Origin of the sequence: Azospirillum brasilense (assembly GCF_001315015.1) — a bacterium.
GTDB classification, from domain to species: Bacteria; Pseudomonadota; Alphaproteobacteria; order Azospirillales; family Azospirillaceae; genus Azospirillum; species Azospirillum brasilense.
In genome coordinates, this window is record NZ_CP012915.1 from 1685398 (window position 1) to 1710954 (window position 25557).

Consider the following 25557-nt stretch of genomic DNA (forward strand, 5'->3'; position numbering starts at 1 on the left):
AGGATCGACCGTCGACTTTCTCAACGTCCGGGAGATGTCAGAAATGACCGAGGAAACTCCGCCCGCGCAGGGGTGGGCATTGGATGATCATGCCGTCAGGACTCAGCTTGAGCGGATTTTGGCGAGCGACCATTTCGACGCGTCGGACCGCAACCGCCGCTTCCTGCGCTATGTGGTCGAGGAGTGTCTGGACGGGCGGGCGCAGCAGATCAAGGCCTACTGCATCGCCGTCAGCGTCTTCAACCGGGAGCCGAGCTTTGACCCGCAGTCAGACCCCATCGTGCGGCTGGAGGCCGGGCGTCTGCGCCGCAGCCTGGAGCATTACTATCTGACCGCGGGCCGCAGCGACCCGATCCGCATCGTCGTGCCGAAGGGCGGCTATGCACCCCGCTTCGAACGGGTGAACGATGATCCGTCCCCCGGCCTGCCCGCCCCTCAAGCCGTTCCGACAGCGGAAACAATGCGAAGGCCCGTTTCCCTGCGCGTCGCCGGGTGGGCCGCCGTGGTGCTGATCGCCGTCGGCTTGGCCGGCTTGCTGGTCGGGCGAAACCTCGCCACCCCCATCGACGTGGAAGAGGCACTGGCGCTCGGCCCGCATCCCATCGCGGCCACTATGGAGCCGGGGGGGAGCGAGCCGGCGTTGCCCCTGTCGGCGACGCCCCTGTCAGCGAAACCGCACACGGCGCTCGATGCATCGGTGACCATCGTCGTCGGCCCCTTCCGCACCACCGGCCAGTCGGCGGAGGACGGCGCCCTTGCCGCCATGCTGACCGACGAGATTGCCAGCGGCCTCGCCAACCGGACCGATCTTCCGGTGCGGATCGATCCGCCGCCGACCGCCGCCCTGCCCCACCAAGGGATCCGTCTGTCCGGCAGCCTTCAGGGGCATGACACGGCGGTGCGCTTGGTCGTGCACTTGACCGACCTCGCCACCGGAGCGGTGCTCTGGTCCAACAGCCTGGACCGGCCGGCCGGGCCGGAGGGAGCGCCGACCCCGCAGAACCTGGCGGCCAGCATCGTCGAACCGCTCACCGCTGCGCAAGGTCCCCTGTTGTCGGTTGCCACCGCGCGTCTGCGCACCAAACCGACCACCAGCCTGTCGCCGCGCGAATGCGCCTTTCTCGCCACCGGTCGGCATGAAATTCCGCCAATCGAGCGGACCGCCTTGAGCGGTTGCCTGAACTCGGCCGCCAGCGCATTGACGAGCAGCGCCGGCGAGTCCGCTCGGCTGTGGTCTGCGCTGTCCCTTCTGCAATCCAACGCCTATCGGGCGGAGCGGAACGACGCCGCACTGGACGATGCCCTGGCCGCCGCCCTGCGCGCCACCGAACTGGAGCCGGCATCGCTGCGCCCGTTGACGGCACTCTACACCGCCTATTGCCTGCGCGGGCAATACGCCCCCTGCTTCGCCACCGGGCAACGCGCCTTGCAGGCATCACCTGGCAACGCTCATGTGCTGGGTGACCTCGGTCTCTGGCATGTCGAGGCTGGACAATCCGCGAAAGGCCTGCCTCTGCTGGAGCAGGCGATGGAGCGCGACCCGGCGCAGCGGGAACGGCTTCTGTCCGCTTACAGCCTTGCCCTCCAGCGCCATGGGCACCCGGACAGTACGAAGCTTGAGTTCGAGGTGACCGCCGCTGCACCGGCCCAGGCCGCGCTGGCCGTGGCCTTCGTTGAGATGGGCCGAATGGATGAGGCCAAGGCGGCGGCGACGCGGGCACTGGCGGCGGACCCTGATTTCGCACGGCGCGCCGCACGGGAGCAACGCATCCAACCCCTGCCTCCGACGCTGGACGCGGCCATCCGCAGCAGCTATGCCATGGTCGGATTGGCCGCGCCCGGGGGCGAGAGCGTCACCCGGTAGCTCTCATACCCGGTAGCTCTCATACGACGTCGTATGATGAAACCGGCGACGCCGTCCGACGCGTCAGCCGGTGCCCGGCTGGACGGACCCGTCATCCTCTTCCGCCCGCCGCCGCAGCTCGTCCGAGGTGGTTCCGGCGGGCACGGCGTCCTGCAGCGTCCCGTCGCCGGGCGTCTTGGTCTTGTCCTCCAACGGGGAGTCCTTCCCCGCCTCGCCCCCCGCCTGGGAAGGGCTGTCGGGTGTTTTCTCTTCAGCCATGGCGAACCTCCGCTTTGTTGTGGTTCCAACGGACAACGTCTGTGATGTCCGCGGGGTCCGCGTCACGGGCGGGGTGCGCTGTCCGGAGAGTCGTCCGTGCCCGGCGCCTTATCCTTTCTGGTCTCGGCGCCCGGCCCTTCAATGTTCTGGAAGCCCATCTTCTCCTCGTCGATGGCGGGGTCGGCGCGGGTGTTCTTGATGTCGAGCGGCACGTCGCGCTCGTCGCCGTAGCGTTTGTCGGTGTTCATGATCCACTCCTGCTTATGGGTGAAGCTTGCGTCTCCGCCCTTCCCAACAGGACACCGGCATGGCCGTTGCGCCAGCCCCGTACCGTAGCCCCTTGCCGACAGCGGCCCGGCTGCACACATCACGGCGTCATAATCGCGTATAAAGTTGACCCCGACGGTCAGGCAATCCTTGACCGCGCCGCGGCACTTCCGTAGGGACTCGCGCGGTGGACCATGCCGGACATTGCCGGTATGAAGCCGGCACCCGACCATCAAGCACCCCGCCCCGGCAGCGCTCCTCGCGCACCGGCGGCCCGAACGGAGAGCGTCATGCTCAACGAAGCCACGCCCACCGTCGCCGTTCCGGCGGCGCGGGACATCTTCTCCCTCCCCCGGCACCGGACGGAGGCCCGGCGGCCGGCGCCCTTCCTGCCGATGACGCGGGCGGAGATGGACCGGCTGGGTTGGGATAGCTGCGACATCGTGGTGGTGACGGGCGACGCCTATGTGGACCACCCGAGCTTCGGCATGGCGATCATCGGGCGGCTGCTGGAGGCGCAGGGCTTCCGCGTCGGCATCATCGCCCAGCCGGACTGGAGCAGCGCGGAGCCGTTCAAGGCACTGGGCAAGCCGAACCTGTTCTTCGGGGTGACCGGCGGCAACATGGACTCGATGGTGAACCACTACACCTCGGACCGCCGCCTGCGTCACAACGACAGCTACACCCCCAACGACGAGGGCGGCAAGCGGCCCGACCGCGCGGTGATCGTCTACAGCCAGCGCTGCCGCGAAGCCTACAAGGACGTGCCCATCGTGCTCGGCGGCATCGAGGCGAGCCTCCGCCGCATCGCCCAGTACGACCATTGGAGCGAGAAGGTCCGCCGCTCCGTCCTGGTGGATTCCAAGGCGGACATCCTGTGCTACGGCAACGCCGAGCGGGCGATCATCGACGTCGCCCACCGCATCGCCGCCGGGGAGAAGGCGCGGGAGATCGACGACATCCGCGGCACCTCCATCGTCCGCAGCCGCGTGCCGGACGGCTGGACCGTCCTCGACAGCAGCAGCATCGACGAGCTGACCCCCGCCGCCCCGCGCGCCGCCGGGGCCGACCGCACCGTGGTCCGCCTGCCCTCCTTCGAACAGGTCAGCGCCGACAAGGTGCTCTACGCCCACGCGTCGCGCGTGCTGCACCAGGAGAGCAACCCCGGCAACGCACGCGCGCTGGTGCAGCGGCACGGCGACCGCGAGGTCTGGCTGACCACCCCGCCGATCCCGCTGACCACGGCGGAGATGGACGGGGTCTACGGCCTGCCCTACGCCCGCGCCCCGCACCCGGCCTACGGCGACGCGCGCATCCCGGCCTGGGAGATGATCCGCTTCTCGGTGAACATCATGCGCGGCTGCTTCGGCGGCTGTTCCTTCTGCTCCATCACCGAGCATGAGGGCCGCATCATCCAGAGCCGGTCGGAGGGGTCGATCCTCAAGGAGGTCGAGGAGATCCGCGACAAGGTGAAGGGCTTCACCGGGGTCATCTCCGATATGGGCGGGCCGACCGCCAACATGTACCGCATGGCCTGCAAGGACCCGGAGATCGAGAAGGTCTGCCGCCGCCCGTCCTGCGTCTTCCCGGACATCTGCAAGAACCTGAACACCGACCACAGCGACCTGATCCAGCTCTATCGCAAGGCGCGCGCCATTCCCGGCGTGAAGAAGATCAACATCGCCTCGGGCCTGCGCTACGACCTCGCCGTCCGCAGCCCGGAGTATGTGAAGGAGCTGGTGACCCACCATGTCGGCGGTTACCTGAAGATCGCGCCGGAGCACACGGAGCCCGGCCCGCTGTCCAAGATGATGAAGCCGGGCATCGGCACCTACGACCGCTTCAAGGAGATGTTCGAGAAGGCGGCCAAGGCGGCGGGCAAGAAGCTCTACCTGATCCCCTACTTCATCGCCGCCCACCCCGGCACCAGCGACGAGGACATGATGAACCTCGCTTTGTGGCTGAAGCGGAACGGGTTCAAGGCCGATCAGGTGCAGACCTACCTGCCCTCCCCCATGGCGCTCGCCACGGCGATGTACCACAGCGACCGCAACCCGCTGCGCCCGATCCGCCGCGAGGGCTCGGAGACGGTGTTCTCCGCCAAAGGGCTGAAGCAGCGCCGCCTGCACAAGGCCTTCCTGCGCTACCACGACCCGGAGAACTGGCCGGTTCTGCGCGACGCGCTGAAGGCGATGGGCCGCAGCGACCTGATCGGACCGGGCGAGCACCAGCTGGTGCCGGCTTGGCAGACGACGGGCGGAATCGGCAAGGCGGAGAAGCCGAAGCCGGGCAAGACCTTCTACACCCAGCAGGCCGGCAAGGGCCGCCGGGCGCCGGCCAAGGCCGGCAAGCCGACGGGACGGGTGCGATAGCCCTCTCCCCTCCGGGGAGAGGGTGGCCCGCAGGGCCGGTGAGGGGGATGCGCGTGTGCCGGACGTGACGTCACGCGCATCCCCCTCACCCTAACCCTCTCCCCGGAGGGGAGAGGGAACAAGACCTCAGCAGTCGTTGAGCGCCCGGATGCGCTCGATCAAGGCCAGTCCGTCGCGCTCGGCCAACGCGACCTCGGCGGCGCCGTCGCAGGCGCGGCCGCTCACATGGACATAGTGGTAGCGCACGCGCACGGCGTCCCGCCCGGCGGCCTCCGCGGCCAGCAGGCGGATGGGAACGCTCATGTTGCCGTAGAAGCGGCTCATCGACGCGATGTCGTAGGCCCCGCTGCCCCGCTTCTCGGGGACGACGTAGGTGTTGGCCCGCGCGGCGTCGGCTTGCCCCAAGGCCTCGTAGAAAGCGCGCACCGCCGCGACCCGGTCGGTCGGTTGGGGGCGGTGCGTCGGCGGGGTGAATTGGGCCGGGTCAGCGCTCGGAGCCGTCTGCGGGATGGGCGCAGGGTTGGCTACGGGCTGACCCGGCCGGACCACCGCGGCGGCCGGGGACGGCTGCGGTGGAACGGGGATCGGCTGGGGAGGGGACAACTCCACCGCCGGAAAAGGATTGGGCTGCGGCACGAGCCGCAGAGGACCTTGGGTGGCTGTTTGGGGGGCCGTCTGCGCCACGGCGGCGCCGGCCAACAGGCACGAGCCCACCGCCGCCGCGAGTCCCAGACGCCTCACACGGTCGCCCATCGCACTCTCCTGTCGAAAAGCGTCAAATCCATAGCAAATCCCCGTTTGCCGGAGGATTGTCCGGAACGGTCCTCTGGCTTGCATTCCGGCAGGGCGGGCTCTAGCGTGACCGGCATGACCGATGCACAGACCACCCCGATCCGCCGGCTCGCCGCCCCGCAGGCCGTTCTTCTGGAACAGCCGAGGCACGGCGTCCCGCAAACCAGCGAGATGCTGTTCGGTGAAACATGTACGCCGCTCGACCGGGATGGCGACTGGGTGAAGGTGGAAAACCGCACCGACGGCCATGTCGGCTGGCTTCCCCCCGGCACGGACCTGACGGAACCGGTCGCCCCGACTCACCGCGTGTCCGGGCGCGTGGCGAATTTGCACCCGGCGCCCACCCACAAGGCGGTGCCCGTGGCGGCGCTGAGCTTCGGCAGCCTCGTGACCGTAGCGGAAAAGGCCGACAGCGGCTGGGTCCGGCTCGACAACGGGCTGTGGACGTTCGGCAAGCAGCTGGAGCCGGTCGCCGTGCCGCTGGACCGCGTTCCGGTGGAGACGGCGCTGCGCTTCCTGGAAACCCCCTATGTCTGGGGCGGGCGGAGCGCCTTCGGCATCGACTGCTCCGGCCTCGTCCAGGTGGCGCTGCGCGCGGCGGGGATCACCACCCACCACAGCAGCGGGATGCAGCGCAACGACGACCGGCTGGGGCCGATGCTGTCCCAAGATGGTTTTGGGCCGGACGGGCAGGGGATCGACTACCGCCGCGGCGACATCGTGTTCTTCCCCGGCCATGTCGGGATCATGCTGGACGGCGCCACGCTGCTGCACGCCACCGTCTTCACCATGTCAGTCGTGACCGAGCCCCTGGCCGACGTGGCCGCCCGCGCTGAAGGCATCACCGGCGTGCGCCGCCCGCTCATCTAGCGCCCAGCCGATCAGGAGCAGCGTCGGGCCGTCGCCCGCCGCCACGCCACGCTCGGCCATGGCGCCCAGAGTCGTGCGATGGTGGCGTTCGTCGGGACGGCAGCCGTTCTCCACCGCCAGCACCGGCGTGTCGGGGGACAGGCCGCCGGCGGTCAGGCCGCGCCCGACGCGGCGGGCGGCCTCGCGGCCCATGTAGATCGCCAGCGTGCCCTTCGGGTCGGCCAGCCGCGCCCAGTCCGGCTCGGTCGCGTCACCCTCACGGGCGTGGGCGGTGACGAAGGTAACGGCGCGCGACACGCCGCGCTTGGTCAACGACAGCCCGGCGCTGGACGCGCAGCCGAGCGCCGCGGTGATGCCGGGGATCACCGACACGCTGATTCCGACACGCTCCAGATGCTCGATCTCCTCGCCGGCCCGGCCGAAGATCATCGGGTCGCCGCCCTTCAGCCGGACGATGCGCCGCCCGCTGCGGGCCTGTTCCTCGATCAGGGCGTTGATGGCTTCCTGCGAGTGGGAGTGCCTGCCCGACCGCTTGCCGACGCAGATCAGTTCCACCCTCGGCTGCGCCAGGGCGAGGATGCCCGGCCCAACGAGATGGTCGTAGAGGATCACCTCGGCTTGCGAAATCGCCCTCGCCGCCGCGACGGTCAGCAGGTCGGGGTCCCCCGGCCCGGCGCCGACCAGCGTGACATGGGGCGTCCGCTTGCCCGCCTCCGGGATGGCGCGGGCGACGCGGTGGGTCGTGCGCGGACGCAATGCCGAACCCAGCGCCGCGCGCAGGGCGACGATGAAGTTGAAACGCTTGCCCCCGGACCGGGAGACGAGACCGTCAAGCCACATGGCTGCGCTGGGCATCGGCAAGGATCTCCTTGAGTTCGGGAAGGCAGGAGCCGCAGTTGGTCCCGGCCCGCAGGGCCGCTCCGACCTCCTGGACCGTGGTCAGGCCTTGGCTTTGGATGGCGGCGATCAGGCGGTTGACGCCGACGCCGAAGCAGGAACAGACCGTCCGCCCCTCGTCGGCCATGGGAACCGGCGACCGACCGGAGAGCAGGGCACGGCGGGCGGCACCGTCCAGCGTCTCCGCCGACAGCAGGTCGACCAGCCAGGCGCGGCTTGGCAGGCCGCCGGAGGTAGACAGGAACAGACAGGCCTCCAGCCGGTCGTGGGTCACCCAGGCGCGGCGCAGCACGCCGCAGGCCGCGTCGCTGTAATCGACCGTCGCCCCGGCGAAGCCGAACGCCAGCGCCTCCGGAGCGGGCAGGGCGTCCTCGCCGGCCAGCTCGATCAGGTGGCCGCCGGGGACGGCGCGGCGGGACCAATAGCCGCCATGGGCAGGCTCCACGGGCTCGCGGGCGATCAGGAATCCGGTCCAGGCGGCGGGGTAGGGGGCGACCGTCACCGGCATACGCTTCAGGTCGGGCTGGCCGGATACGGGGTCCACGGCCAGATCGTCCACCAGTCGCCCGACGACGCAGGAGGCGGTGAAGCGGTCGGTCCAGTGCATGGGCAGGAAGGCCTCCCCCGCCCGCTGCGCCTCGGTCACGCGCAGCCGGGCCAGCGCCGTGCCGACGGGGGTGGACAGGCTGACCAGGGCGCCGTCCGTCAGGCCGCGCGCCGCCGCGTCCTGCGGGTGGAGGTCCAGGCAGGGTTCCGGCGCGTGGGCGGAGAGGCGCGGCGACAGGCCGGTGCGCGTCATGGTGTGCCACTGGTCGCGCAGGCGGCCGGTGTTCAACATCAGCGAACCCGGCTCCAGAAAGCGGGGCGGGGGGCGGGAGGTGACGGGGACGAAGCGCGCCCGCCCGTCGTCGGTGAAGAAGCGCCCGTCGGTGTAGAGACGGCGCGTCGGACCCTCGCCGACCCGCCGCGGCCAGGGGGCGGGAGCGAGCGTTTCAAATTCAGCGTCGGACAGCCCGGCGAGGCCGCCGATGTCGAAGGCGCGTGTGCCGTCGTTCTCGAAGGCGGAGAGGGCGGCATGCTCGCAGAAAACGGCGGCGGGCGTCTCGAAGGGGAAGGCGGCGGTGAAGCCCATCGCGCGGGCAACCTGGGTGACGATCCACCAGTCGGGCCGCGCCTCGCCTGCCAGGGGACGGAAGGACCGCTGGCGGGAGATCGTGCGGTCGGAGTTGGTGACGGTGCCGTCCTTCTCGCTCCAGCCCGCGGCGGGCAGGCGGATGTGGGCCAGCCGTGCCGTGTCGGTGTCGGCAATGCAGTCGGAGACAATGACCGTCTCGCAGTTTGCCAGCGCGCGGCGGACGCGGGCGGCGTCGGGCATGCTGACCGCCGGGTTGGTCGCCATGACCCAGACGGCGCGCACCGTGCCCTCCTCCACCGCGTGGAACAGGTCGACCGCCTTCAGGCCGGGCTTGTCCGCCACGCGCGGCGCGTTCCAGAAGCGGCGCAGCCGGTCCACCGACTCCGGCTCGAACCCCATATGCGCGGCGAGCTGGTTGGCGAGCCCGCCGACCTCGCGCCCGCCCATGGCGTTGGGCTGGCCGGTGACCGAGAAGGGCCCCATCCCCGGCGCGCCGATCCGCCCGGTCAGGAAATGGACGTTCAGGATGGCGTTGACCGTGTCCGTCCCCTGCGAGGATTGGTTCACCCCCTGGGAGTAAATGGTGACGGTGCGGCGGACCGTTGCGACTTCAGCGTAGAAGGCCTCGATGTCGGCCAGCGGCAGACCGCAGCGGGCGGCGACATGGGCGGGGGAGGGGGCGTCGGCGCGGGCGGCCTCCAGCGCCTTGGCCAGACCGGCGGTGTGCTCCGCGACGAAACGGGCGTCGAGCAACCCGTTGTCGGCGAGATGGACGAGCAGCCCGTTGAACAGCAGGGCGTCGGTGCCGGGCCGGATGGGCAGGTGGCGGTCGGCCCCGTCCACCGCGGCGGTGCGGCGCGGGTCGATGGCTATAATGCGGGTGCCGCGCGCCTGCTTGGCCGCCAGCAGCCGCTGGTTCAGGATCGGGTGGCACCAGGCGAGGTTGGAGCCGACCAGCAGGACCAGATCGGCTTCCTCCAGGTCCTCGTAGGTCACCGGCACCGCGTCGGCCCCGAAGCCGCGCTTGTGGCCCGCCACGCTGGAGGCCATGCAGAGGCGCGAATTGGTGTCGATGTTGGCGGTGCCGAGGAAGCCCTTCGCCAGCTTGTTGACGGCGTAATAGTCCTCGGTCAGCAACTGGCCGGAGACGTAGAAGGCGACCGAGTCCGGCCCATGCTTCGCGATGGTGTCGGACAGGCGCGTTGCGACGGCGGCGATGGCCTCGTCCCAGGCGACGCGCCGCCCGTCCACCTGCGGGTGGAGCAGCCGCTCGCCGAGGCCCAGCGTATCGGGCAGGTTGGTGCCCTTGGAGCAGAGCTTCCCCCGGTTGGCCGGGTGATCGGGGTCGCCGGAGACGGAGACGCTGCCGTCGCTGGAGACGGAGGCCAGGACGCCGCAGCCGACGCCGCAATAGGGGCAGGTGGTGCGGACCGTTTCCTTTGCAAATTCCCTCTCCCCCCCGGGGAGAGGGGAGGGTAAGGGGGTTGCGCGTGGCGGTGCGTCCGGCAAAAGCGCAACCCCCTCACCCCAACCCTCTCCCCAGAGGGGAGAGGGGGAAGAAGGAGGGGGAGAGGGGCCTTCAGCGTCACCCATGGCCGCACCCTCCACGGCCCGGACGGAAGGCCGCCAGCCCGAGCTGCACCGCGCCGTCGACCACCCGCACCGGGCAATGGCCGGCGCAGCCCTCGTCCGGGCCGACCGCCTCGCCGCTGGCGAGGTCAATCACCCAGCTGTGCAGCGGGCAGGTCACCCGCGCGCCGTGGACGATGCCCTGCGACAGCGGGCCGCCGGCGTGCGGGCAGCGGTCCTCCAGCGCGTAGACCTCGTCCGCCACGGTGCGGAACAGGGCGATGTCGCCGAAGTCGGTCCGCACCACGCGGGATCCCTGCCGGGGGATGTCCTCGACCGAGCCGACGGTGATCCAGGAAATGCTCTGATCCATGTCTCGTTACCCCACCTGAGCGAGCGGCGCGAATTCGTGACGGTCCACCGACCCGTTGGCCCGCTCGGCCCAGGGATCGTCCTGCGAAAAGCTCTGGGAGAAGAGGAAGCGGGCGTTGAGCGCCGCGCGGCCCTCGGCATCATCGACCAGCCGGCGCTTGATGTGGTCCAGCCCGACGCGCTCGACCCACGGGGCGGTGCGCTCCAGATAGCGGGCCTCCTCGCGATAGAGCTGCATGTAGGCGCCGGTGTATTCCAGCACCTCCGCCTCGGTCTCCACCTTCACCAGCAGGTCGCAGGCCCGGACGTGCATGCCGCCGTTGCCGCCGACGTGAAGCTCATAGCCGCTGTCCACGCAGACGACGCCCAGGTCCTTGATGGTGGCCTCCGCGCAATTGCGCGGGCAGCCGGAGACGGCCAGCTTCACCTTGTGCGGGGTCCAGGTTCCCCAGGTCATCCGCTCCAGCTTGACGCCAAGGCCGGTGCTGTCCTGCGTGCCGAAGCGGCACCATTCCGACCCGACGCAGGTCTTCACCGTGCGCAGCCCCTTGGCGTAGGCGTGGCCGGACACCATGCCGGCGGCGTTCAGGTCCGCCCACACCGCGGGCAGATCCTCCTTCTTCACGCCGAACAGGTCGATGCGCTGGCCGCCGGTCACCTTCACCGTGGGAATGGCGAACTTGTCCACCACGTCGGCGATGGCGCGCAGCTCCTTCGCGCTGGTCAGCCCGCCCCACATGCGCGGGACGACGGAGTAGGTGCCGTCCTTCTGGATGTTGGCGTGGACGCGCTCGTTGATGTAGCGGGACCGGCTGTCGTCCTTGTAGTCGCCCGGCCATTCGCAGAGCAGGTAATAGTTCAGCGCCGGGCGGCAATGGTGGCAGCCGTCGGGCGTGCGCCATTCCAGCCGCTGCATCACGTCGGGGATGGATTTCAGTTCCAGCGCGGTGATGGCCCGGCGCACCTCGTCGTGGGTGCGGTCGGTGCATTTGCACATCGGCTTGGCCTTCGCCTCGCCCGCGTAGCCGTCGCCCAGCGTCAGGGCCAGGAGCTGCTCCACCTGACCGGTGCAGCTTCCGCAGGAGGCCGAGGCTTTGGTATGAGCCCGCACCTCGTCCAGGTTAGACAGGCCCTTCTCGGTGATCGCCTTGACGATGGTGCCCTTGCACACGCCGTTGCAGCCGCAGATCTCCGCACTGTCGGGGAGCGCCGCAACGGCGGCCTTAGGGTTTGCCGCCCCCTCGCCTCCAAAGCTCTGGCCGAAGATCAGGGTGTCGCGGACCGGCGCCACCTCGGTCCCGTCCTTCAGCATCTGGAAGTACCAGCCGCCGTCCTTGGTGTCGCCGTAGAGCACGGCGCCCAGGATGCGGTTCTCCTTGACCACCACGCGCTTGTAGACGCCGCGGGCGGCGTCGCGGAACACGATGTCCTCGCAGTCCTTGCCGCCGGTGAAGTCGCCCGCCGAGAAGACGTCCACCCCCGTCACCTTCAGCTTGGTCGAGGTGACGGAGCCGGTGTAGGCGGCCTCCGTACCGCCGGCCAGCCGGGCGGCGGCGACCTTGGCCATCTCGAACAGCGGGGCGACGAGGCCGTAGGTCTGGCCGCGATGCTCCACGCACTCTCCGACCGACAGGATCGCCGGGTCGGAGGTGGTCATGGCGTCGTCCACCTGGATGCCGCGCCCGCAGGCCAGCCCCGCCGCCTTGCCCAGCGCCATGTTCGGGCGGATGCCCACGGCCATGACCACCAGATCGGCGGGAAGCTCCTGCCCATTTTTCAGGCGAACCGCCGAAACGCTCTCGTTGCCCACAATTTCAGCAGTGTCAGCGCCGGTCAGCACAGTGATGCCGCGGCGCTCCAGCTCGTGCCGCAGCAGCGCCCCGGCGGAGCGGTCGAGCTGCCGTTCCATCAGCGTGTCCATCAGGTGCAGGACCGTGACGTCCATGCCCTTGACCTTCAGGCCGTTGGCCGCCTCCAGCCCGAGCAGGCCGCCGCCGATGACCACGGCGCGCCCGCCCTTGGCCGCTGCCTCCAGCATCGTGTCGACATCGGCGAGGTCGCGGAAACCGACGACGCCGGGCAGGGTGGAGCCGGGAACCGGGATGATGAAGGGCGTGGAACCGGTGGCGATCAGCAGACGGTCATAGGGTACGGTCAGGCCGGACATGGCCGTGACGGTGCGGTTCGCGCGGTCGATCACCTCCACCCGGTCGCCGGTCAACAGCTTGATTCCGTTGGCCTCGTACCAGTCGCGCCCGTTCAGCACGATCTGCTCGAAGGTCTTCTCCCCGGCCAGCACGGGGGAGAGCATGATGCGGTTGTAGTTGGGGTGCGGCTCGGCGCCGAAGACGGTGATGTCGTAACGGTCCGGCGCCTTGGTCAGCAGCTCCTCCAGCGTGCGGATGCCGGCCATGCCGTTGCCGACGACGACCAGCCGCTCGCGCGGAGTGGATGGATTGGTGTGCGTGCTCATGCTGTGTGCCCTCTTGCGAGGCCGCGAGGCCGAAAAGAAAAAGGCGCCCGAAGCCCTGGGGACTCCCGCGGGATTCCCAGGGTTTCGGACGCCGTTGTCCGGGTGGTTCGCCGTCGAACCGGCCATGGCGCCGTTGCCCTGGCCCTGATCTGCCCGTCCTTCTGGCAAGCCGCGTGCCAACACCGGCACCAAGGTATGAGAAAGGGACCGGAATGGCGGATTTCCGCCATTTGCACGGTCCCACCGTCGTTGGTCGATGGCGGGAGTGTCGGGACTCGAACACGCGCTTTTGTGCTGCTTCGAACAAAAAGCGGTCCGAAAGCCGACAAATTGTGCAATGCGTCACCACCAAGGTACTAGCACAAACAATAGGCAACTCGCGTCAAAGCCGCAGAAACAAAGACCTTCGGCTCTGTCTGGACGTCAATTCAGCCTTTGGCATGGTCCTTGCGAGAAGGACGGCGGGACGCGCCAACGGCGGTGCGTCCATCCCATACGCCCAAGGTTGGGCCCCTCGGCACCGTCGCTGACCCGGTTCGACAGCCCTTCATGGCTGGAGAGCCCTCAACGGCGCGTCGCCGGTGGGGCGTTGGATCGAGGTCGGGCGTGCCGCGTGGGTCCGGAACGAGAGATGGAGCGACCAACGTGACGCGAGACGTGACCCGATTTCCCGCCTCCCCCCGCACCGCCCTGCTGTCCGCCGCCGCCACGCTGGCGTTGACGCTCGGGGCCGCCCAGGCCGCTCCGCTCGACGTGGAGAAGGACCAGCTCAAGCTGGGCTTCATCAAGCTGACCGACATGGCCCCGCTCGCCATCGCCGCGGAGAAGGGCTTCTTCGAGGACGAGGGCCTGTCGGTGACGCTGGAGCCGCAGGCCAACTGGAAGGTGCTGCTCGACCGCGTCATCTCCGGCGAGCTGGACGGCGCCCACATGCTGGCCGGCCAGCCGCTGGGCGCCACCATCGGCTTCGGCACCCAGGCCAACGTGGTGACCGCCTTCTCGATGGACCTGAACGGCAACGGCATCACCCTGTCCAACGAGGTGTGGGAGCGGATGAAGCCCAACCTGCCCAAGGGGCCGGACGGCAAGCCGCTGCACCCGATCAAGGCCGACGCGCTGAAGCCGGTCATCGCCCAGTACCGGGCGGAGGGCAAGCCCTTCACCATGGGCATGGTCTTCCCTGTCTCCACCCACAATTACGAGCTTCGCTACTGGCTGGCCGCCGGCGGCATCAACCCCGGCTACTACGCGCCCAACGACGTGTCGGGCCAGATCCAGGCCGACGCCCTGCTGTCGGTCACCCCGCCGCCGCAGATGCCGGCGACGCTGGAGGCCGGGACCATCTTCGGCTACAGCGTCGGCGAACCGTGGAACCAGCAAGCCGTGATGAAGGGCATCGGCGTGCCGGTCATCACCGACACCGAGATCTGGAAGAACAACCCGGAGAAGGTCTTCGGCGTCACCGAGGGCTGGGCCGCCAAGAATCCCAAGACCCATCTGGCGCTGGTCAAGGCGCTGATCCGCGCCGCCATGTGGCTGGACGAGAACGACAACGCCAACCGCGCCGAGGCGGTGAAGATCCTGGCCAAGTCGGAGTATGTGGGGGCCGACGCCAAGGTCATCGCCAACTCGATGACCGGCACCTTCGAGTATGAGAAGGGCGACAAGCGGGCGGTTCCCGACTTCAACGTCTTCTTCCGCTACAACGCCACCTATCCCTTCTACTCCGACGCCGTCTGGTACCTGACGCAGATGCGCCGCTGGGGCCAGATCGCCGAGGCCAAGCCGGACTCCTGGTACGACGAGACCGCCCGCAAGGTCTACAAGCCGGAGATCTACCTGAAGGCCGCGCGTATGCTGGTGGAGGAGGGCAAGGCCAAGGAGGCCGATTTCCCCTGGGCCAGCGACGGCTACAAGCCGCTGGACGAGGGCTTCATCGACGGCATCGCCTACGACGGCCGCAAGCCCAACGAGTACCTGACGAAGCTGCCCATCGGCCTGAAGGGCGGGCAGGCGCTGCAGGGCGGCCAACTGGTCGGCGGTTGAGACTGCGGACTTCCGAATTCCGCGCAGAGGCTGCGACGGGCCCCCTCCCCGACCCTCCCCCGCTACGCAGGGGAGGGGACTGGCTCCCTCCCTCGCGAAGCGGGGGAGGGCCGGGGATGGGGCCGCGGCGCCCCGCGCCAAACAGAAAGATCACCCCATGACCAGCGTCACCGAAGCCTCCACCCTTTCATCCGCCGAGGCGATGCGCGCCCGGCGCAAGGCCCGTCTCGCCCACGGCTTGAACCGCACCGCCGCGACGTTGCAGATCGTCGGGCTCGGCTGGCTCAGCCCGCTGCTCCGCATGGCCGCAGGCGACAGCCCGCGCCAGCAGGGGCAGGAGCTGTGGCAGCAGATGGGCGTGCCGTTGACCGCCCTGATGCTGTTCCTCGCCGCCTGGGCGTGGCTGGCGCCGCAGGTGAACACCAGCCTGGGCGCCATCCCCGGCCCGGCCCAGGTGTGGGAGCAGGTGGGCAACCTCCGCGCCGACCATCAGGCCGAACGCGCCAAGGAGGCCGCCTTCTACGACCGGCAGGCCAAGCGCAACGCCGAGCTGTTGGCCAAGGACCCGGCGGCCGAGGTGAAGACCCGTCCCTACGCCGGCAAGCCGACCTATCTGGACCAGATCATCACCAGCCTGAAGACGGTGTTCACCGGCTTCCTGCTCGGCGCGCTGGTGGCGGTGCCGCTGGGGGTGGCCTGCGGCCTGTCGCGCACGGTCAACGCCGCGATGAACCCGCTGATCCAGATCTTCAAGCCGGTGTCGCCGCTGGCCTGGCTGCCGCTGGTGACCATGGTGGTCAGCGCCACGGTGTCGAGCGACAACCCGACCTTCGAGAAGTCCTTCCTCACCTCCGCCGTCACGGTCACGCTCTGCTCGCTGTGGCCGACGCTGATCAACACGGCGGTCGGCGTGTCCTCCATCGACAAGGACCTGATGAACGTCGGCAAGGTGCTGCAGCTCTCCGGCCCGACGATGGTGCGCCGGCTCGTGCTGCCCTCGGCGCTGCCCTACATCTTCACGGGTCTGCGGCTGTCGCTGGGCGTGGGCTGGATGGTGCTGATCGCGGCGGAGATGCTGGCCCAGAATCCCGGCCTCGGCAAGTTCGTGTGGGACGAGTTCCAGAACGGCTCCTCCTCCTCGCTCGCCCGCATCATGGTGGCGGTCTTCACCATCGGCCTGATCGGCTTCCTGCTCGACCGCGTCATGCTGGCCTTCCAGGCCGCCGTTTCCCACACCGGCACCCGCTGAGGAGTCCCCGAGCATGGCCATCCTTGAGCTGAAGACCGTCGCGAAGTCCTACGGCGGGACCGAGGTGCTGCGCGGCATCGACCTGTCCATCGCGGAGGGCGAGTTCGTCGCCATCGTCGGCTTCTCCGGCGCCGGCAAGACCACGCTGGTCAACCTGATGGGCGGGCTGGCCGCCCCCGACGCGGGCGAGGTGCTGTTCCGCGGCAAGCCGGTGCGCGGGCCGGGGGCGGAGCGCGGCGTTGTGTTCCAGAACTACTCGCTGATGCCCTGGCTGAGCGTGAAGGACAACGTGGCGCTGGCCGTGGACGCCGTGCACAAGGGCAAGGCCTCGGCGGAGCGCGGCGTGCTCACCCGCCGGGCGGTGGAGACGGTCGGCTTGGGCCACGCCACCGACCGCCGCCCCAAGGAGCTGTCGGGCGGCATGCGCCAGCGCGTCGGCTTCGCCCGCGCGCTCGCCATGAGCCCGGAGATGCTGCTGCTGGACGAGCCGCTGTCGGCGCTGGACGCGCTGACCCGCGCCAAGCTCCAGGACGAGATCGAGGCGATCTGGCGCAAGGACCGCAAGACCGTCGTCCTCATCACCAACGACGTGGACGAGGCCATCCTGCTGGCCGACCGCATCATCCCGCTGACGCCCGGTCCGGGGGCGACGCTCGGCCCCGCCTTTGCCGTGGACCTGCCGCGCCCGCGCGATCGCACCGCCGTGAACCACGACCCGGACTTCAAGCGCCTGCGCGCCGAGGTCACGGCGTGGCTGATGGAGGCCGGGGCCAGCCGCGCCGCCGCCGCGGTGGACGAGACCCTGACCCTGCCGGCGGCGACGCCGATCACCGCCGCGCCGCCGCCGAAATCCTATCTGGCCGGCCAGCCCGGCGGCCTTTCCGACGACCGCTATGTCGAGTTCAGCCGGGTCACCAAGACCTTCGCCACGCCGAAGGGGCCGCTGACCGTGGTGGACGGCTTCGACCTGAAGATGCGCAAGGGCGAGTTCATCTCCCTAATAGGCCATTCGGGCTGCGGCAAGTCCACGGTGCTGTCGATGGTCGCCGGGCTGGCCGACGTGTCCAGCGGCGGCATCGTGCTGGATGGCCGGGAGGTCGACGGCGCCGGTCCCGACCGGGCGGTGGTCTTCCAGGCGCCCAGCCTGTTTCCCTGGCTGACCGCGCTGGAGAACGTGATGCTGGGGGTCGACCGCGTCTACCCGCAGGCCGGCCGGGGCGAGCGCAACGACATCGCCCGCTACTACCTGTCGCGCGTCGGGCTGGGCGACGCCATGCACAAGAAAGCGGCGGAGCTGTCCAATGGCATGAAGCAGCGCGTTGGCATCGCGCGGGCCTTCGCCCTGTCGCCGAAGCTGCTGCTGCTGGACGAGCCCTTCGGGATGCTGGACAGCCTGACCCGCTGGGAGCTTCAGGAAGTGCTGATGGAGGTGTGGGCGCGCACCCAGGTCACCGCCATCTGCGTCACCCACGACGTTGACGAGGCGATCCTGCTGGCCGACCGTGTGGTGATGATGTCCAACGGGCCGAACGCCCGCATCGGCCACATCCTGGAGGTGGACATCCCCCACCCCCGGACCCGCCAGGCCCTGCTGGAGCATCCCCGCTACTACGCCTACCGGGAGGAGCTTCTGAACTTCCTGGAAGGCGGGCACCACGGGGCGGTGAAGGCGGCGTGACGAGGACAGCGTGAACGGAAGAGCGGAGCGGCCATGGCGAACAAACCCCTGACCATCCTGGTGGCCGGCCCCGACGCCACCGCGACGCGGGCGGTGGAGGACGGGCTGGCCGGGGCGGGGGGCCGCGACCGGAGCGCCGACCGGATCGCCGTGGTCCATGGCTTCGCCGATCTGCCGGCCCGCGTCGCCGCGCTGGCGCCGGACACGGTCGTCGCTGTTCTGGAAACGCCGGACGCTGCGACGCTGGACGGCGTTTTCCGGCTGGCCCGGTCCGGTGCCTGCGCCGTCGTCCTGTTCACCGACCGGGCGCCGCCGGGGGCCGCGGCGCAGGCGGCGGAGGCCGGGGTGGCGGCCTTCGTCCTCGACGGGCTGCACCCCGCCCGCGTGCGGCCGATCCTGGAAACCGCGCTCGCCAGATTCGCTGCGTTTGAAACGCTGAAACGCGAACGCGACGAGGCGCGCACGCAGCTCGCCGACCGCAAGCTGATCGAGCGGGCGAAGGGAATCCTGATGCAGCAGAAGTCTCTGACGGAGGAGGCGGCCTACAACGCCTTGCGCAAGGCCGCCATGAAGCAGGGCCGGCGCATCGCCGACATCGCACAGAGCGTCATCACCGCCGCCCAGATCGAGCTTTGAAGCGTTTCAAATCAAGCGCTTCGGGTGCTGAATTATACCAAACCCGCAGTTTTCTTCCGTCACTAGAGGAAAGAGAAAGAACCGGTTCGTTGACCGTGCGTTCCCTCAACAGTGCCAAAGCTTGCGCCTTGCAGCAAGCTGTCCAATAGTTTCAACGTAAGCCGATGCATGGCTCGCATTTCCCTTTTTCGCCCCGCATGTCACATTTCAGGGGTAGGCGTTGTCATCTCCTTCGTGGGTTGCACTTTCAAAGGAGACGACGATGGCCAAGAATACAGCAGCGATCGACCCTCAGTCCTCGTGTCTGACGCTGATAAACGTCTATGAGGTCGAACCGGAGAAGCAGGCCGACTTGGCAAAGGCCCTTTCGGCATCGACCGAAAACACCATTCGCCACCAGCCCGGTTTCATATCGGCCTGCATCCACAGCAGCATCGACGGGAAGAAGGTCGTGAACTACGCCCAATGGGCATCCAAGGAGCACTTCGAGGGCTTCATGAAGAAGCCAGAGACGCAAGAGCAACTCAAACAGTTTGCAGGTCTCGCGAAATCGGTTGCGCCGAGCCTCTACACGGTCAACGCCGTTCATGCGGAGTAGGGAAGGAATGACAAGGCAGTAGAACCATGAACGACGTTCCCTCCGACCCATCATTCTTTGAAAATCGCCCCGACCTTATCCGTCTCGCATACAGGATGCTTGGATCGGTGGCGGATGCCGAGGACGTTGTTCAGGATGCCTATCTCCGCTGGCTGGCGACCGACCGTGAGACGGTCCGGCAGCCGGCAGCCTTGCTGCGCACCATTGTTACGCGCCTCTGCCTGAACGAACTGAAATCCGCAAGGCGCCGACGCGAAACCTATATCGGACCGTGGCTGCCGGAGCCCATTGTTGACATGTGGGAATCGGATTCCATCGACGATATCACGCTTCCCTTGATGATCGCGCTGGAGCGTCTATCGCCATTGGAGCGAGCGGCCTTTCTGCTGCACGATGTTTTCGGCATGGGGTTTGATGATGTCGCCAACGCCATAGGCCGTGACGCGGCAGCATGCCGCAAGCTGGCCAGTCGGGCGCGCGGCCATATCCAAGCGGCCCGGCCACGCTTCCCGGTGACGAAGGAACATGGGCTGGAGATCGCCGCCGCCTTCTTCGCCGCGTCGCGCAATGGCGACATGGACCGGCTGCGCCTGCTTCTGGCCGATGACGTAACCGCCAGCGCGGACGGCGGCGGTCGGGTGCCGGCTTCGCAGCGTCCACTGATCGGAGCCGGGGAGGTCATGGCGCGACACGTCCAGCTTGCACAGGAGTTCAAGCAGTCTCCATCCCTTCTCATACGCTATGCCATCATCGACGGGCTTCCCGGTTTCATTTCCGTCGAGGGGGGCGGGATGGTGCAGACCTCCGCCTTGCAGATCGAGCGGGGAAAGATCGTCGCGATCTACATCACCAGGAACCCGGACAAGTTGCGGCACTTGAACGGCGTTCCGGTGCAACAGCCAACGACGCAGTGGCGGCCGTCGGCACGGATGGCTGAGCGTCATGGGGGATGTCCATGGCGGGTGAAATCCGAGCCAGGATGCGGGCCGGCGAAGGAGGCCAGCCCGCATGACAGCACCCGCTTCCCTGGATCTGCGTGAGCGGCTGATCGCGGCGGCCGGTCGATCAAAGCCAACGTCGGCTCAGGCGCTTTGTGGAACCCGAGCGATCACCTTGATTTCAAAATCAAAGCCGGCGAGCCAGTTCACGCCGACCGCGGTCCAGTTGGGATAGGGCTTTTGCGGAAACATCCGGTCTTTGACGGACAGGACGGTCTCGAACTGTGCCTCCGGATCGGTGTGGAAGGTCGTCACGTCCACGATGTCGTCGAAGGTGGCGCCGGCCGCCCGCAAAACCTCGCGCAGATTGTCGAAGGCCCGTTGAACCTGCTTCGCGAAGTCAGGCTCGGGCGAGCCGTCCTCGCGGCCCCCGACCTGCCCCGACACGAAGAGCAGATCGCCGGACCGGATGGCGGCGGAGTAGCGGTGGATCTCGTAGAGCGCCTGCCGACCGGCAGGAAAGATGGCGCCGCGCTTGGACATTGATGTCTCCCGTTCGGATTGGAACTGGAGCAGGAGATAGCAGCCAAAGGGGTGCGCCATTAGACATTGAAATCGGCACGGGCTGATGCAAGATCGCCATCAATGAAGCGCCCCTCCCTGAACGATCTCAGCGCCTTCGTGGCGGTCGCCACCCATCGCAGCTTCCGCCGCGCGGCGGATGAACTGGGAACGGCGCCGTCCACGCTGAGCCACGCGATGCGGGGGCTTGAGGACCGGCTGGGCGTGCGTCTCCTCAACCGCACGACCCGCAGCGTATCGCCGACCGAAGCGGGGCGTGAGCTGCTCGGCCGTCTGCAGGTGGCTCTGACTTCCCTGGACGAAGCGCTGGATGCCGCCACGGCCTTTCGCGGCAATGTGGCCGGCAAAGTCCGGATCAACGCGCCGCGCGTGGCCGCGGCGCTTCTCGTCCGCGATGTCCTCCCGCGCATGGTGGAACGGTTTCCCGACGTGACGGTGGACCTGGTCGTCGAGGGGCGGTTGATCGACATCGTGTCCGGCGGCTTCGATGCCGGCGTCCGCCTGATCGAGTCCATCCCGAGGGACATGATCGCCGTGCCCTTCCCGGACCCGATCGGCTTCGTCTGCGTCGCCTCCCCCGCCTATCTTCAGCGCGCCGGGGAGCCGACGACGCCGGACGATCTGCAGCGCCATCGCTGCATTGGACACCGCCTGCCCGGCGGCCGGCTGTACCGCTGGGAGTTCGAGCGGGCCGGGCAGGAATTGACGGTCGACGTCAACGGACCGGTGGTCCTCGACGATGAGGAGTTGATGGCGGAGGCCGCCGCCCAGGGCCTGGGGATCGCCTATGTGGCGAGTTGGGCCGCCGAAGCCGCGCTGGCGGAGGGACGGTTGCGGACCGTTCTGCCCGGCTGGATGCACAAGCCGGAGCGGGCGGCGGTGTATTATCCCGGCCACCGCGCCGTGCCGCCGGCCCTGCGGGCGTTCCTCGATGTCGTCAAGACCATGCCGACCGCTCGGGAAACGCATTGATGATCCTCCAAACCAGCGGGTCCCCGACGCACTCGGTCGCCACTATGATGGCGCCCCGTTTGATTCAGGGGGTAAGGCATGCTGGTCCGGCAGGGTGAGCATCGTGGCGTGTCGGCGGACCGCAGTCTGGCCTGGTCGCTGGCGGGCATCGCCGGCGCCGTCAACGCCGCGGGATTCTACGCCGCCGGCCTCTACTCCTCGCACATGACCGGCACCGTCTCGACCATGGCCGATCATCTGGCGCTGGGCGAGATGGGCGCCTTCGGCATGGCGCTGGCCATCATCGCCACCTTCATCGCCGGGGCGACGGTGTCGGCGGTGCTCATCAACGCCGGGCAGCGCCGCGGCCTGTCGGCGATCTACGCCTACAGCGTCTGCCTCGAAGCCCTGCTGCTCGCCGGGCTCGGCGCCGCCGACGTCTGGCTGCACGAGCTTCGCGGCGCCGCACTGGTCATGGGGTTGAGCTTCCTGATGGGGTTGCAGAACGCCATCGTCACGCGGATTTCCAACGCCCGCGTCCGCACCACCCACGTCACCGGCATGATCACCGACATCGGGATCGAGCTTGGCAACCTGATCGACGATCTCTACCACCGCAACGGCCGGGATCGCGTCCGGGTGACGCTCGACAAGCTGAAGACCCATCTGCCGACCGTCGGGTCCTTTTTCCTGGGCGGCGTCCTGGGGGTTCTGGGCTACAGCGCCTGGGGCGCCATGCTGTTCGTGACGCTGGCGGCCATCCTTGCCGGCTTCGCCGCCCCTGTGATTCTCGCCGAATGGCGGACCGCGGAGTAGAAGCGTTTCAAATTCAGCGTTGCCAGACGCCGTTTCCCACTGTTGACGCAACATGACCGATTCCGAAGGCCCCATCCCCGACATCATCGCCCCCGGCCTGAACGCCTTGTTCGTCGGATTCAATCCGGGAACGCGTTCCGGCTTGCTCGGCCACAATTACGCGGGGCCGGGCAACCAATTCTGGAAATTGCTGGCGGAGGCCGGCCTGACCCCGCGCCGGCTGCGCCCGGAGGAGGACCGGCTGTTGCCGGAGTTCGGGCTGGGCTCCACTAACCTCGTGGCGCGTGCGACGCCAAGCGCCGCCGATCTCAGCCGGACGGAACTGCGCAGCGGCGTGCCGCGTTTGCGCGCTCTGATCGCAGAGTTCCGGCCGCGGGTGATCGCCTACACGGGGAAAGGGGTCTATCTCGCCGCTGCGGATCGCATCCGGGCGGACTGGGGCGTGCAGCCGGACAGCCTGTTCGATGGTCCGGTGGACGTCGTGCTGCCCTCGCCCAGCGGACTCGCCCGGCTGCCCTTCGCGGAAAAGCTGCGCTGGTTCTGCGAGGTCAAGCGGGTCATCGACGCTGAAGTTGACACCCGCCGCTGACGTCAGCGGGTGTCCGTTACAAATTCAGCGTTGCTGACGGTCAGGCCAACAGCTCGTCAAGGAGGGCGTGGAGACGGCGCAGCTCCTGCCATTGCGCCTCGCTGAGCTGCTTGCGGTGCGCCCGCAGCTCCCCGGCGTCGACCGTGGAGAAGTCCTTGGCGATGCGCTGGACGGCGGAGACGAACCGCACCGCCGGGGCCGGCTGAATCCGCGCCGCCGCCGCGGATTCCGGCTCGCCACCGCCCATCTGGGCGCGCTTGGCCTCGCGCAGCGCCTTGACGGTGCCGCCGTCCTTGATCGTGTCCCACAGCTTCCTCTGGAGGATCGGATCGTCCACCGCGGCGATCTCCGTCAGGATGCTTTTCGGGACGGAACGGTGGCGCGTTTCAAATTCAGCGACGATATCCGCCGGCAGACGCAACAGCGACAGGGTGCGTGTCACCTCCGCCTGGCTGCGCCCGATGACCTGCCCCAGCGCTTCGTGCGTGTAGTCGTGCCGTTCGATCAGCCGGGCGAAGGCGCGGGCCAACTCCATGGCGTCGAGGTCGACGCGCTGGATGTTCTCGATCAGCGCCAGCTCGTCGGGGTCGCCGTCGGTGACGATGGCGAAGATGGTCTGGCGTCCGGCCAAACCGCAGGCGCGCAGGCGCCGCTCACCGGCAATCAGCCGGTAGTCGCCGTCGCCGAGATCCTGCACGAGAACCGGCTGCTTCAGCCCGTGGCGGGCGATGGAATTCGCCAGCTCCTGCAGCGACTGGTCGTCGAAATGGCGGCGCGGCTGGTCGGGATTGGGGTGCACCCGGTCGAGATCGACCTCGATCAGCCGCGGGAAGTCGGCGGAGAGCCCGAACAGCGCGTCCCCGCCGCGCTGCGCCGCCTTGTCGAAAATGCGGGTGCTGGTCCGTTCGAGTTTACGAGACATGGGCGTCTTCCGCAGTCTGGAGGTGAGCGGCCAGTTCGCGCGCCAGTTCGCCGTAGGCCTGGACGCTGTTTGAATTCGGATCGGCCTCGATGGCCGGGCGGCCGGCGCCCGACGCCTGGGCGAACAGGGTGGCGCGCGGCACCGCGTTCAGAACGCGGGTGCGCCCCTCGTAATGCTCCTGAATCTCGCGCAGGCTGGCCTGATCCTGCGTCAAACGCGACGAGAACATGGTCGGCAGGATGCCGAAGATGTTCAGCGACGGGTTCGAGCGGCGGCGGATCTTGGCGATGGTTTCCAGCAGCAGCGGCACGCCGAGCCCGGCGAACACCTCCGTCTGCACGGGAATCAGCACGAGATCGCTGGCCGCCAGCGCGTTGATGGTGAGAAGGCCGAGGTTGGGCGGGCAGTCGATCACGATGACATCGTAACGGTTCCGCACCTCCGCCAGCTTTTCCTTGAGCACCAGCGAGTTGTCCGGCTCGGCCACCAGCTCGGTCTCCGCCGCGGCCAGCCCGATGCTGGAGGGGGCGAGCATGACGGCACCGCCGCACACCGGCTGGAGGATGCTGTCGAAGGACGCCCCGCCGCGGACAACATTATAGATGCCCTTGCGCTGGGTTTCGATCTCGCCAGGGTCGAGTCCCATATGGACGGTGGCGTTGCCCTGGGGATCGCTGTCGAGAAGCATCACCTTCAAGCCCAGCGTGGACAGCGCGTAGGACAGGTTGACCGCCGTCGTTGTCTTGCCGACGCCGCCCTTCTGATTGGCCACGGCCACCACGGCGCGCTGAATCTTGGGCATCCCGGTGTTCTGCGGCACGGCGGCCATGCCGCCCTGACCGGCCAGGAACCCGGCGACCTGCTGGGGGATGCGCTCCGCTCCGCTTTCCCACCGGCTGATCCGCGAACGGTCGTAGCGGCGATTCAGTGCGCCGTTGAGCCATGTCGCGAAGCTCAACTGGTCCTCGGCACGCCGTTCGCGGATGGCGCGCAGTTCTTCCCCGTTCATCGGGCCTCCGGCTTTCCCTGTGTGAGGTCCTTTCTTGCAAAATGTGACGCAACTGGTCAAGCCGGAGCGCACCGAATTGCGTCAAATGGCGGCAGGAGCGGGAGTCATGCGACGTCGTATGGGACTATCGTCATAGAATTCGACGGCTTTTGCCGGGCGCGGCGAACGGTGGAAAACCATTCCGGAGGCGAATCGACCGAGACCCCGTCAAGCCTGTTTTCCAAAGCGTTACCAATTCAGCGTTGGTCGGATGGAGCGGTTTCGATTCGGGCCTTGAATCGCCTGGATTCCATTGTTTCAAATTCAGCGTTGATGTCCGATTCGCGGATTTGCGTTGCCGTTGCAAGATCTGCGCGAGACTCGGCGAGTCGGCTAAGCCTTGGAAAGCCTTGGGTTTCCGAGTCGAATGTTACCAATTCAGCGTTGGAGCCGAGTCGCCTTTGTATCAAATTCAGCGTCGGGTCCGGTTGACAGTTGACGGTCCTGGCCTGAAATCCTTGCCCTGGGGTGATGCTCGTCCTGGTGGAGGATCGGGGTCACGATCACCCTCGAATGCCCGGTTGGCGATTCCCCACCCCCTGTCGCGTTGCGTTTTCAGCGAAGGGGGTCGCGCCAGCACCCGCGCAACCGGTCTAACCGGAGAATCCTATAGGGACTCATATAGGACATGGTTG

General features: G+C 68.3%; 22 protein-coding genes. 12 read left to right on the forward strand and 10 right to left on the reverse strand.

What is annotated here, in order from left to right; translation table 11 throughout:
- Positions 1–43: 43 nt before the first annotated feature.
- On the forward strand, positions 44–1864 hold the full coding sequence (locus tag AMK58_RS21370) for a hypothetical protein (RefSeq protein WP_236778258.1): 1821 nt from the start codon (positions 44–46) through the stop codon (positions 1862–1864).
- Positions 1865–1927: 63 nt separating this feature from the next.
- Here AMK58_RS21370 and AMK58_RS29875 read toward each other — a convergent pair whose 3' ends face one another.
- Together AMK58_RS29875 and AMK58_RS21375 are read right to left on the reverse strand one after the other, a co-directional pair.
- The gene (locus AMK58_RS29875; protein WP_079285656.1) at positions 1928–2122 is read right to left on the reverse strand and encodes a hypothetical protein; all 195 of its coding nucleotides are present in this window, start codon (positions 2120–2122) and stop codon (positions 1928–1930) included.
- A 62-nt stretch (positions 2123–2184) separates the two neighbouring features.
- Complete coding sequence (locus tag AMK58_RS21375) at positions 2185–2370, reverse strand: hypothetical protein (protein WP_035677836.1); 186 nt, start codon at positions 2368–2370, stop codon at positions 2185–2187.
- A gap of 309 nt (positions 2371–2679) precedes the next feature.
- Here AMK58_RS21375 and AMK58_RS21380 point away from each other — a divergent pair, with 309 nt between their 5' ends.
- On the forward strand, positions 2680–4761 hold the full coding sequence (locus AMK58_RS21380; RefSeq protein ID WP_051140545.1) for a YgiQ family radical SAM protein: 2082 nt from the start codon (positions 2680–2682) through the stop codon (positions 4759–4761).
- A 126-nt stretch (positions 4762–4887) separates the two neighbouring features.
- Here the strand turns inward: AMK58_RS21380 and AMK58_RS29880 are convergent, their stop codons facing one another.
- Positions 4888–5514 (reverse strand): hypothetical protein, encoded by a 627-nt coding sequence (locus AMK58_RS29880; RefSeq protein ID WP_079285742.1) that lies wholly within the window; start codon positions 5512–5514, stop codon positions 4888–4890.
- 114 nt (positions 5515–5628) lie between these two features.
- Between AMK58_RS29880 and AMK58_RS21390 the strand changes: the two genes are divergently transcribed.
- Entirely contained in the window at positions 5629–6423 is a 795-nt protein-coding gene (locus AMK58_RS21390) for a C40 family peptidase (protein WP_035677864.1), read from the forward strand.
- Here AMK58_RS21390 and cobA read toward each other — a convergent pair.
- The 4 genes from cobA to nirB all read right to left on the reverse strand — a co-directional run bounded on the left by cobA (position 6346) and on the right by nirB (position 12869).
- Positions 6346–7284 carry a uroporphyrinogen-III C-methyltransferase gene (gene cobA, locus AMK58_RS21395; protein WP_079285741.1) on the reverse strand — a complete coding sequence of 313 codons (939 nt, stop codon included), beginning with the start codon at positions 7282–7284 and terminating at the stop codon, positions 6346–6348. The two genes, AMK58_RS21390 and cobA, sit on opposite strands and share 78 nt — an antisense overlap.
- A complete protein-coding gene (locus AMK58_RS21400) occupies positions 7253–9964 on the reverse strand; it encodes a nitrate reductase (RefSeq protein WP_059399391.1) in 2712 nt (903 codons plus the stop codon). The genes cobA and AMK58_RS21400 overlap by 32 nt, the downstream gene beginning before the upstream one ends.
- A gap of 76 nt (positions 9965–10040) precedes the next feature.
- Positions 10041–10397, reverse strand: coding sequence for a nitrite reductase small subunit NirD (gene nirD / locus AMK58_RS21405; protein WP_035677835.1), 357 nt, complete (start codon positions 10395–10397; stop codon positions 10041–10043).
- Between the two features lie 6 nt (positions 10398–10403).
- Positions 10404–12869 (reverse strand): nitrite reductase large subunit NirB, encoded by a 2466-nt coding sequence (gene nirB / locus AMK58_RS21410; RefSeq protein WP_035677832.1) that lies wholly within the window; start codon positions 12867–12869, stop codon positions 10404–10406.
- Positions 12870–13526: 657 nt separating this feature from the next.
- Between nirB and AMK58_RS21415 the strand changes: the two genes are divergently transcribed.
- The 6 genes from AMK58_RS21415 to AMK58_RS21440 all read left to right on the forward strand — a co-directional run bounded on the left by AMK58_RS21415 (position 13527) and on the right by AMK58_RS21440 (position 20116).
- A complete protein-coding gene (locus AMK58_RS21415; RefSeq protein ID WP_079285739.1) occupies positions 13527–14915 on the forward strand; it encodes a CmpA/NrtA family ABC transporter substrate-binding protein in 1389 nt (462 codons plus the stop codon).
- A gap of 157 nt (positions 14916–15072) precedes the next feature.
- The gene (locus AMK58_RS21420) at positions 15073–16164 is read left to right on the forward strand and encodes an ABC transporter permease (RefSeq protein WP_035677829.1); all 1092 of its coding nucleotides are present in this window, start codon (positions 15073–15075) and stop codon (positions 16162–16164) included.
- Positions 16165–16177: 13 nt separating this feature from the next.
- Positions 16178–17842: an ABC transporter ATP-binding protein gene (locus AMK58_RS21425; protein WP_059399392.1), complete on the forward strand. Its 1665-nt coding sequence runs from the start codon at positions 16178–16180 to the stop codon at positions 17840–17842.
- A 33-nt stretch (positions 17843–17875) separates the two neighbouring features.
- Positions 17876–18478, forward strand: a complete 603-nt coding sequence (locus AMK58_RS21430) for an ANTAR domain-containing response regulator (RefSeq protein WP_059399393.1) — start codon at positions 17876–17878, stop codon at positions 18476–18478.
- A gap of 262 nt (positions 18479–18740) precedes the next feature.
- Complete coding sequence (locus AMK58_RS21435; protein WP_051140540.1) at positions 18741–19076, forward strand: antibiotic biosynthesis monooxygenase family protein; 336 nt, start codon at positions 18741–18743, stop codon at positions 19074–19076.
- A gap of 26 nt (positions 19077–19102) precedes the next feature.
- A complete protein-coding gene (locus tag AMK58_RS21440) occupies positions 19103–20116 on the forward strand; it encodes a sigma-70 family RNA polymerase sigma factor (RefSeq protein WP_079285738.1) in 1014 nt (337 codons plus the stop codon).
- 42 nt (positions 20117–20158) lie between these two features.
- Here AMK58_RS21440 and AMK58_RS21445 read toward each other — a convergent pair whose 3' ends face one another.
- Positions 20159–20557 carry a RidA family protein gene (locus tag AMK58_RS21445; protein WP_035677808.1) on the reverse strand — a complete coding sequence of 133 codons (399 nt, stop codon included), beginning with the start codon at positions 20555–20557 and terminating at the stop codon, positions 20159–20161.
- A gap of 102 nt (positions 20558–20659) precedes the next feature.
- On the opposite strand from AMK58_RS21445, the gene AMK58_RS21450 reads away from it, so the two are divergent.
- The 3 genes from AMK58_RS21450 to AMK58_RS21460 all read left to right on the forward strand — a co-directional run bounded on the left by AMK58_RS21450 (position 20660) and on the right by AMK58_RS21460 (position 22952).
- Entirely contained in the window at positions 20660–21568 is a 909-nt protein-coding gene (locus AMK58_RS21450; protein WP_035677805.1) for a LysR family transcriptional regulator, read from the forward strand.
- A 78-nt stretch (positions 21569–21646) separates the two neighbouring features.
- Complete coding sequence (locus AMK58_RS21455) at positions 21647–22363, forward strand: YoaK family protein (RefSeq protein ID WP_035677802.1); 717 nt, start codon at positions 21647–21649, stop codon at positions 22361–22363.
- Positions 22364–22415: 52 nt separating this feature from the next.
- Positions 22416–22952, forward strand: coding sequence for a mismatch-specific DNA-glycosylase (locus AMK58_RS21460; protein ID WP_035677800.1), 537 nt, complete (start codon positions 22416–22418; stop codon positions 22950–22952).
- 40 nt (positions 22953–22992) lie between these two features.
- On the opposite strand, the gene AMK58_RS21465 is transcribed toward AMK58_RS21460, so the two are convergent.
- Both AMK58_RS21465 and AMK58_RS21470 read right to left on the reverse strand, forming a co-directional pair.
- Complete coding sequence (locus AMK58_RS21465) at positions 22993–23874, reverse strand: ParB/RepB/Spo0J family partition protein (protein ID WP_035677798.1); 882 nt, start codon at positions 23872–23874, stop codon at positions 22993–22995.
- Positions 23864–24883: a ParA family protein gene (locus AMK58_RS21470; RefSeq protein ID WP_051140539.1), complete on the reverse strand. Its 1020-nt coding sequence runs from the start codon at positions 24881–24883 to the stop codon at positions 23864–23866. The genes AMK58_RS21465 and AMK58_RS21470 overlap by 11 nt, the downstream gene beginning before the upstream one ends.
- Between the last annotated feature and the right edge of the window lie 674 nt (positions 24884–25557).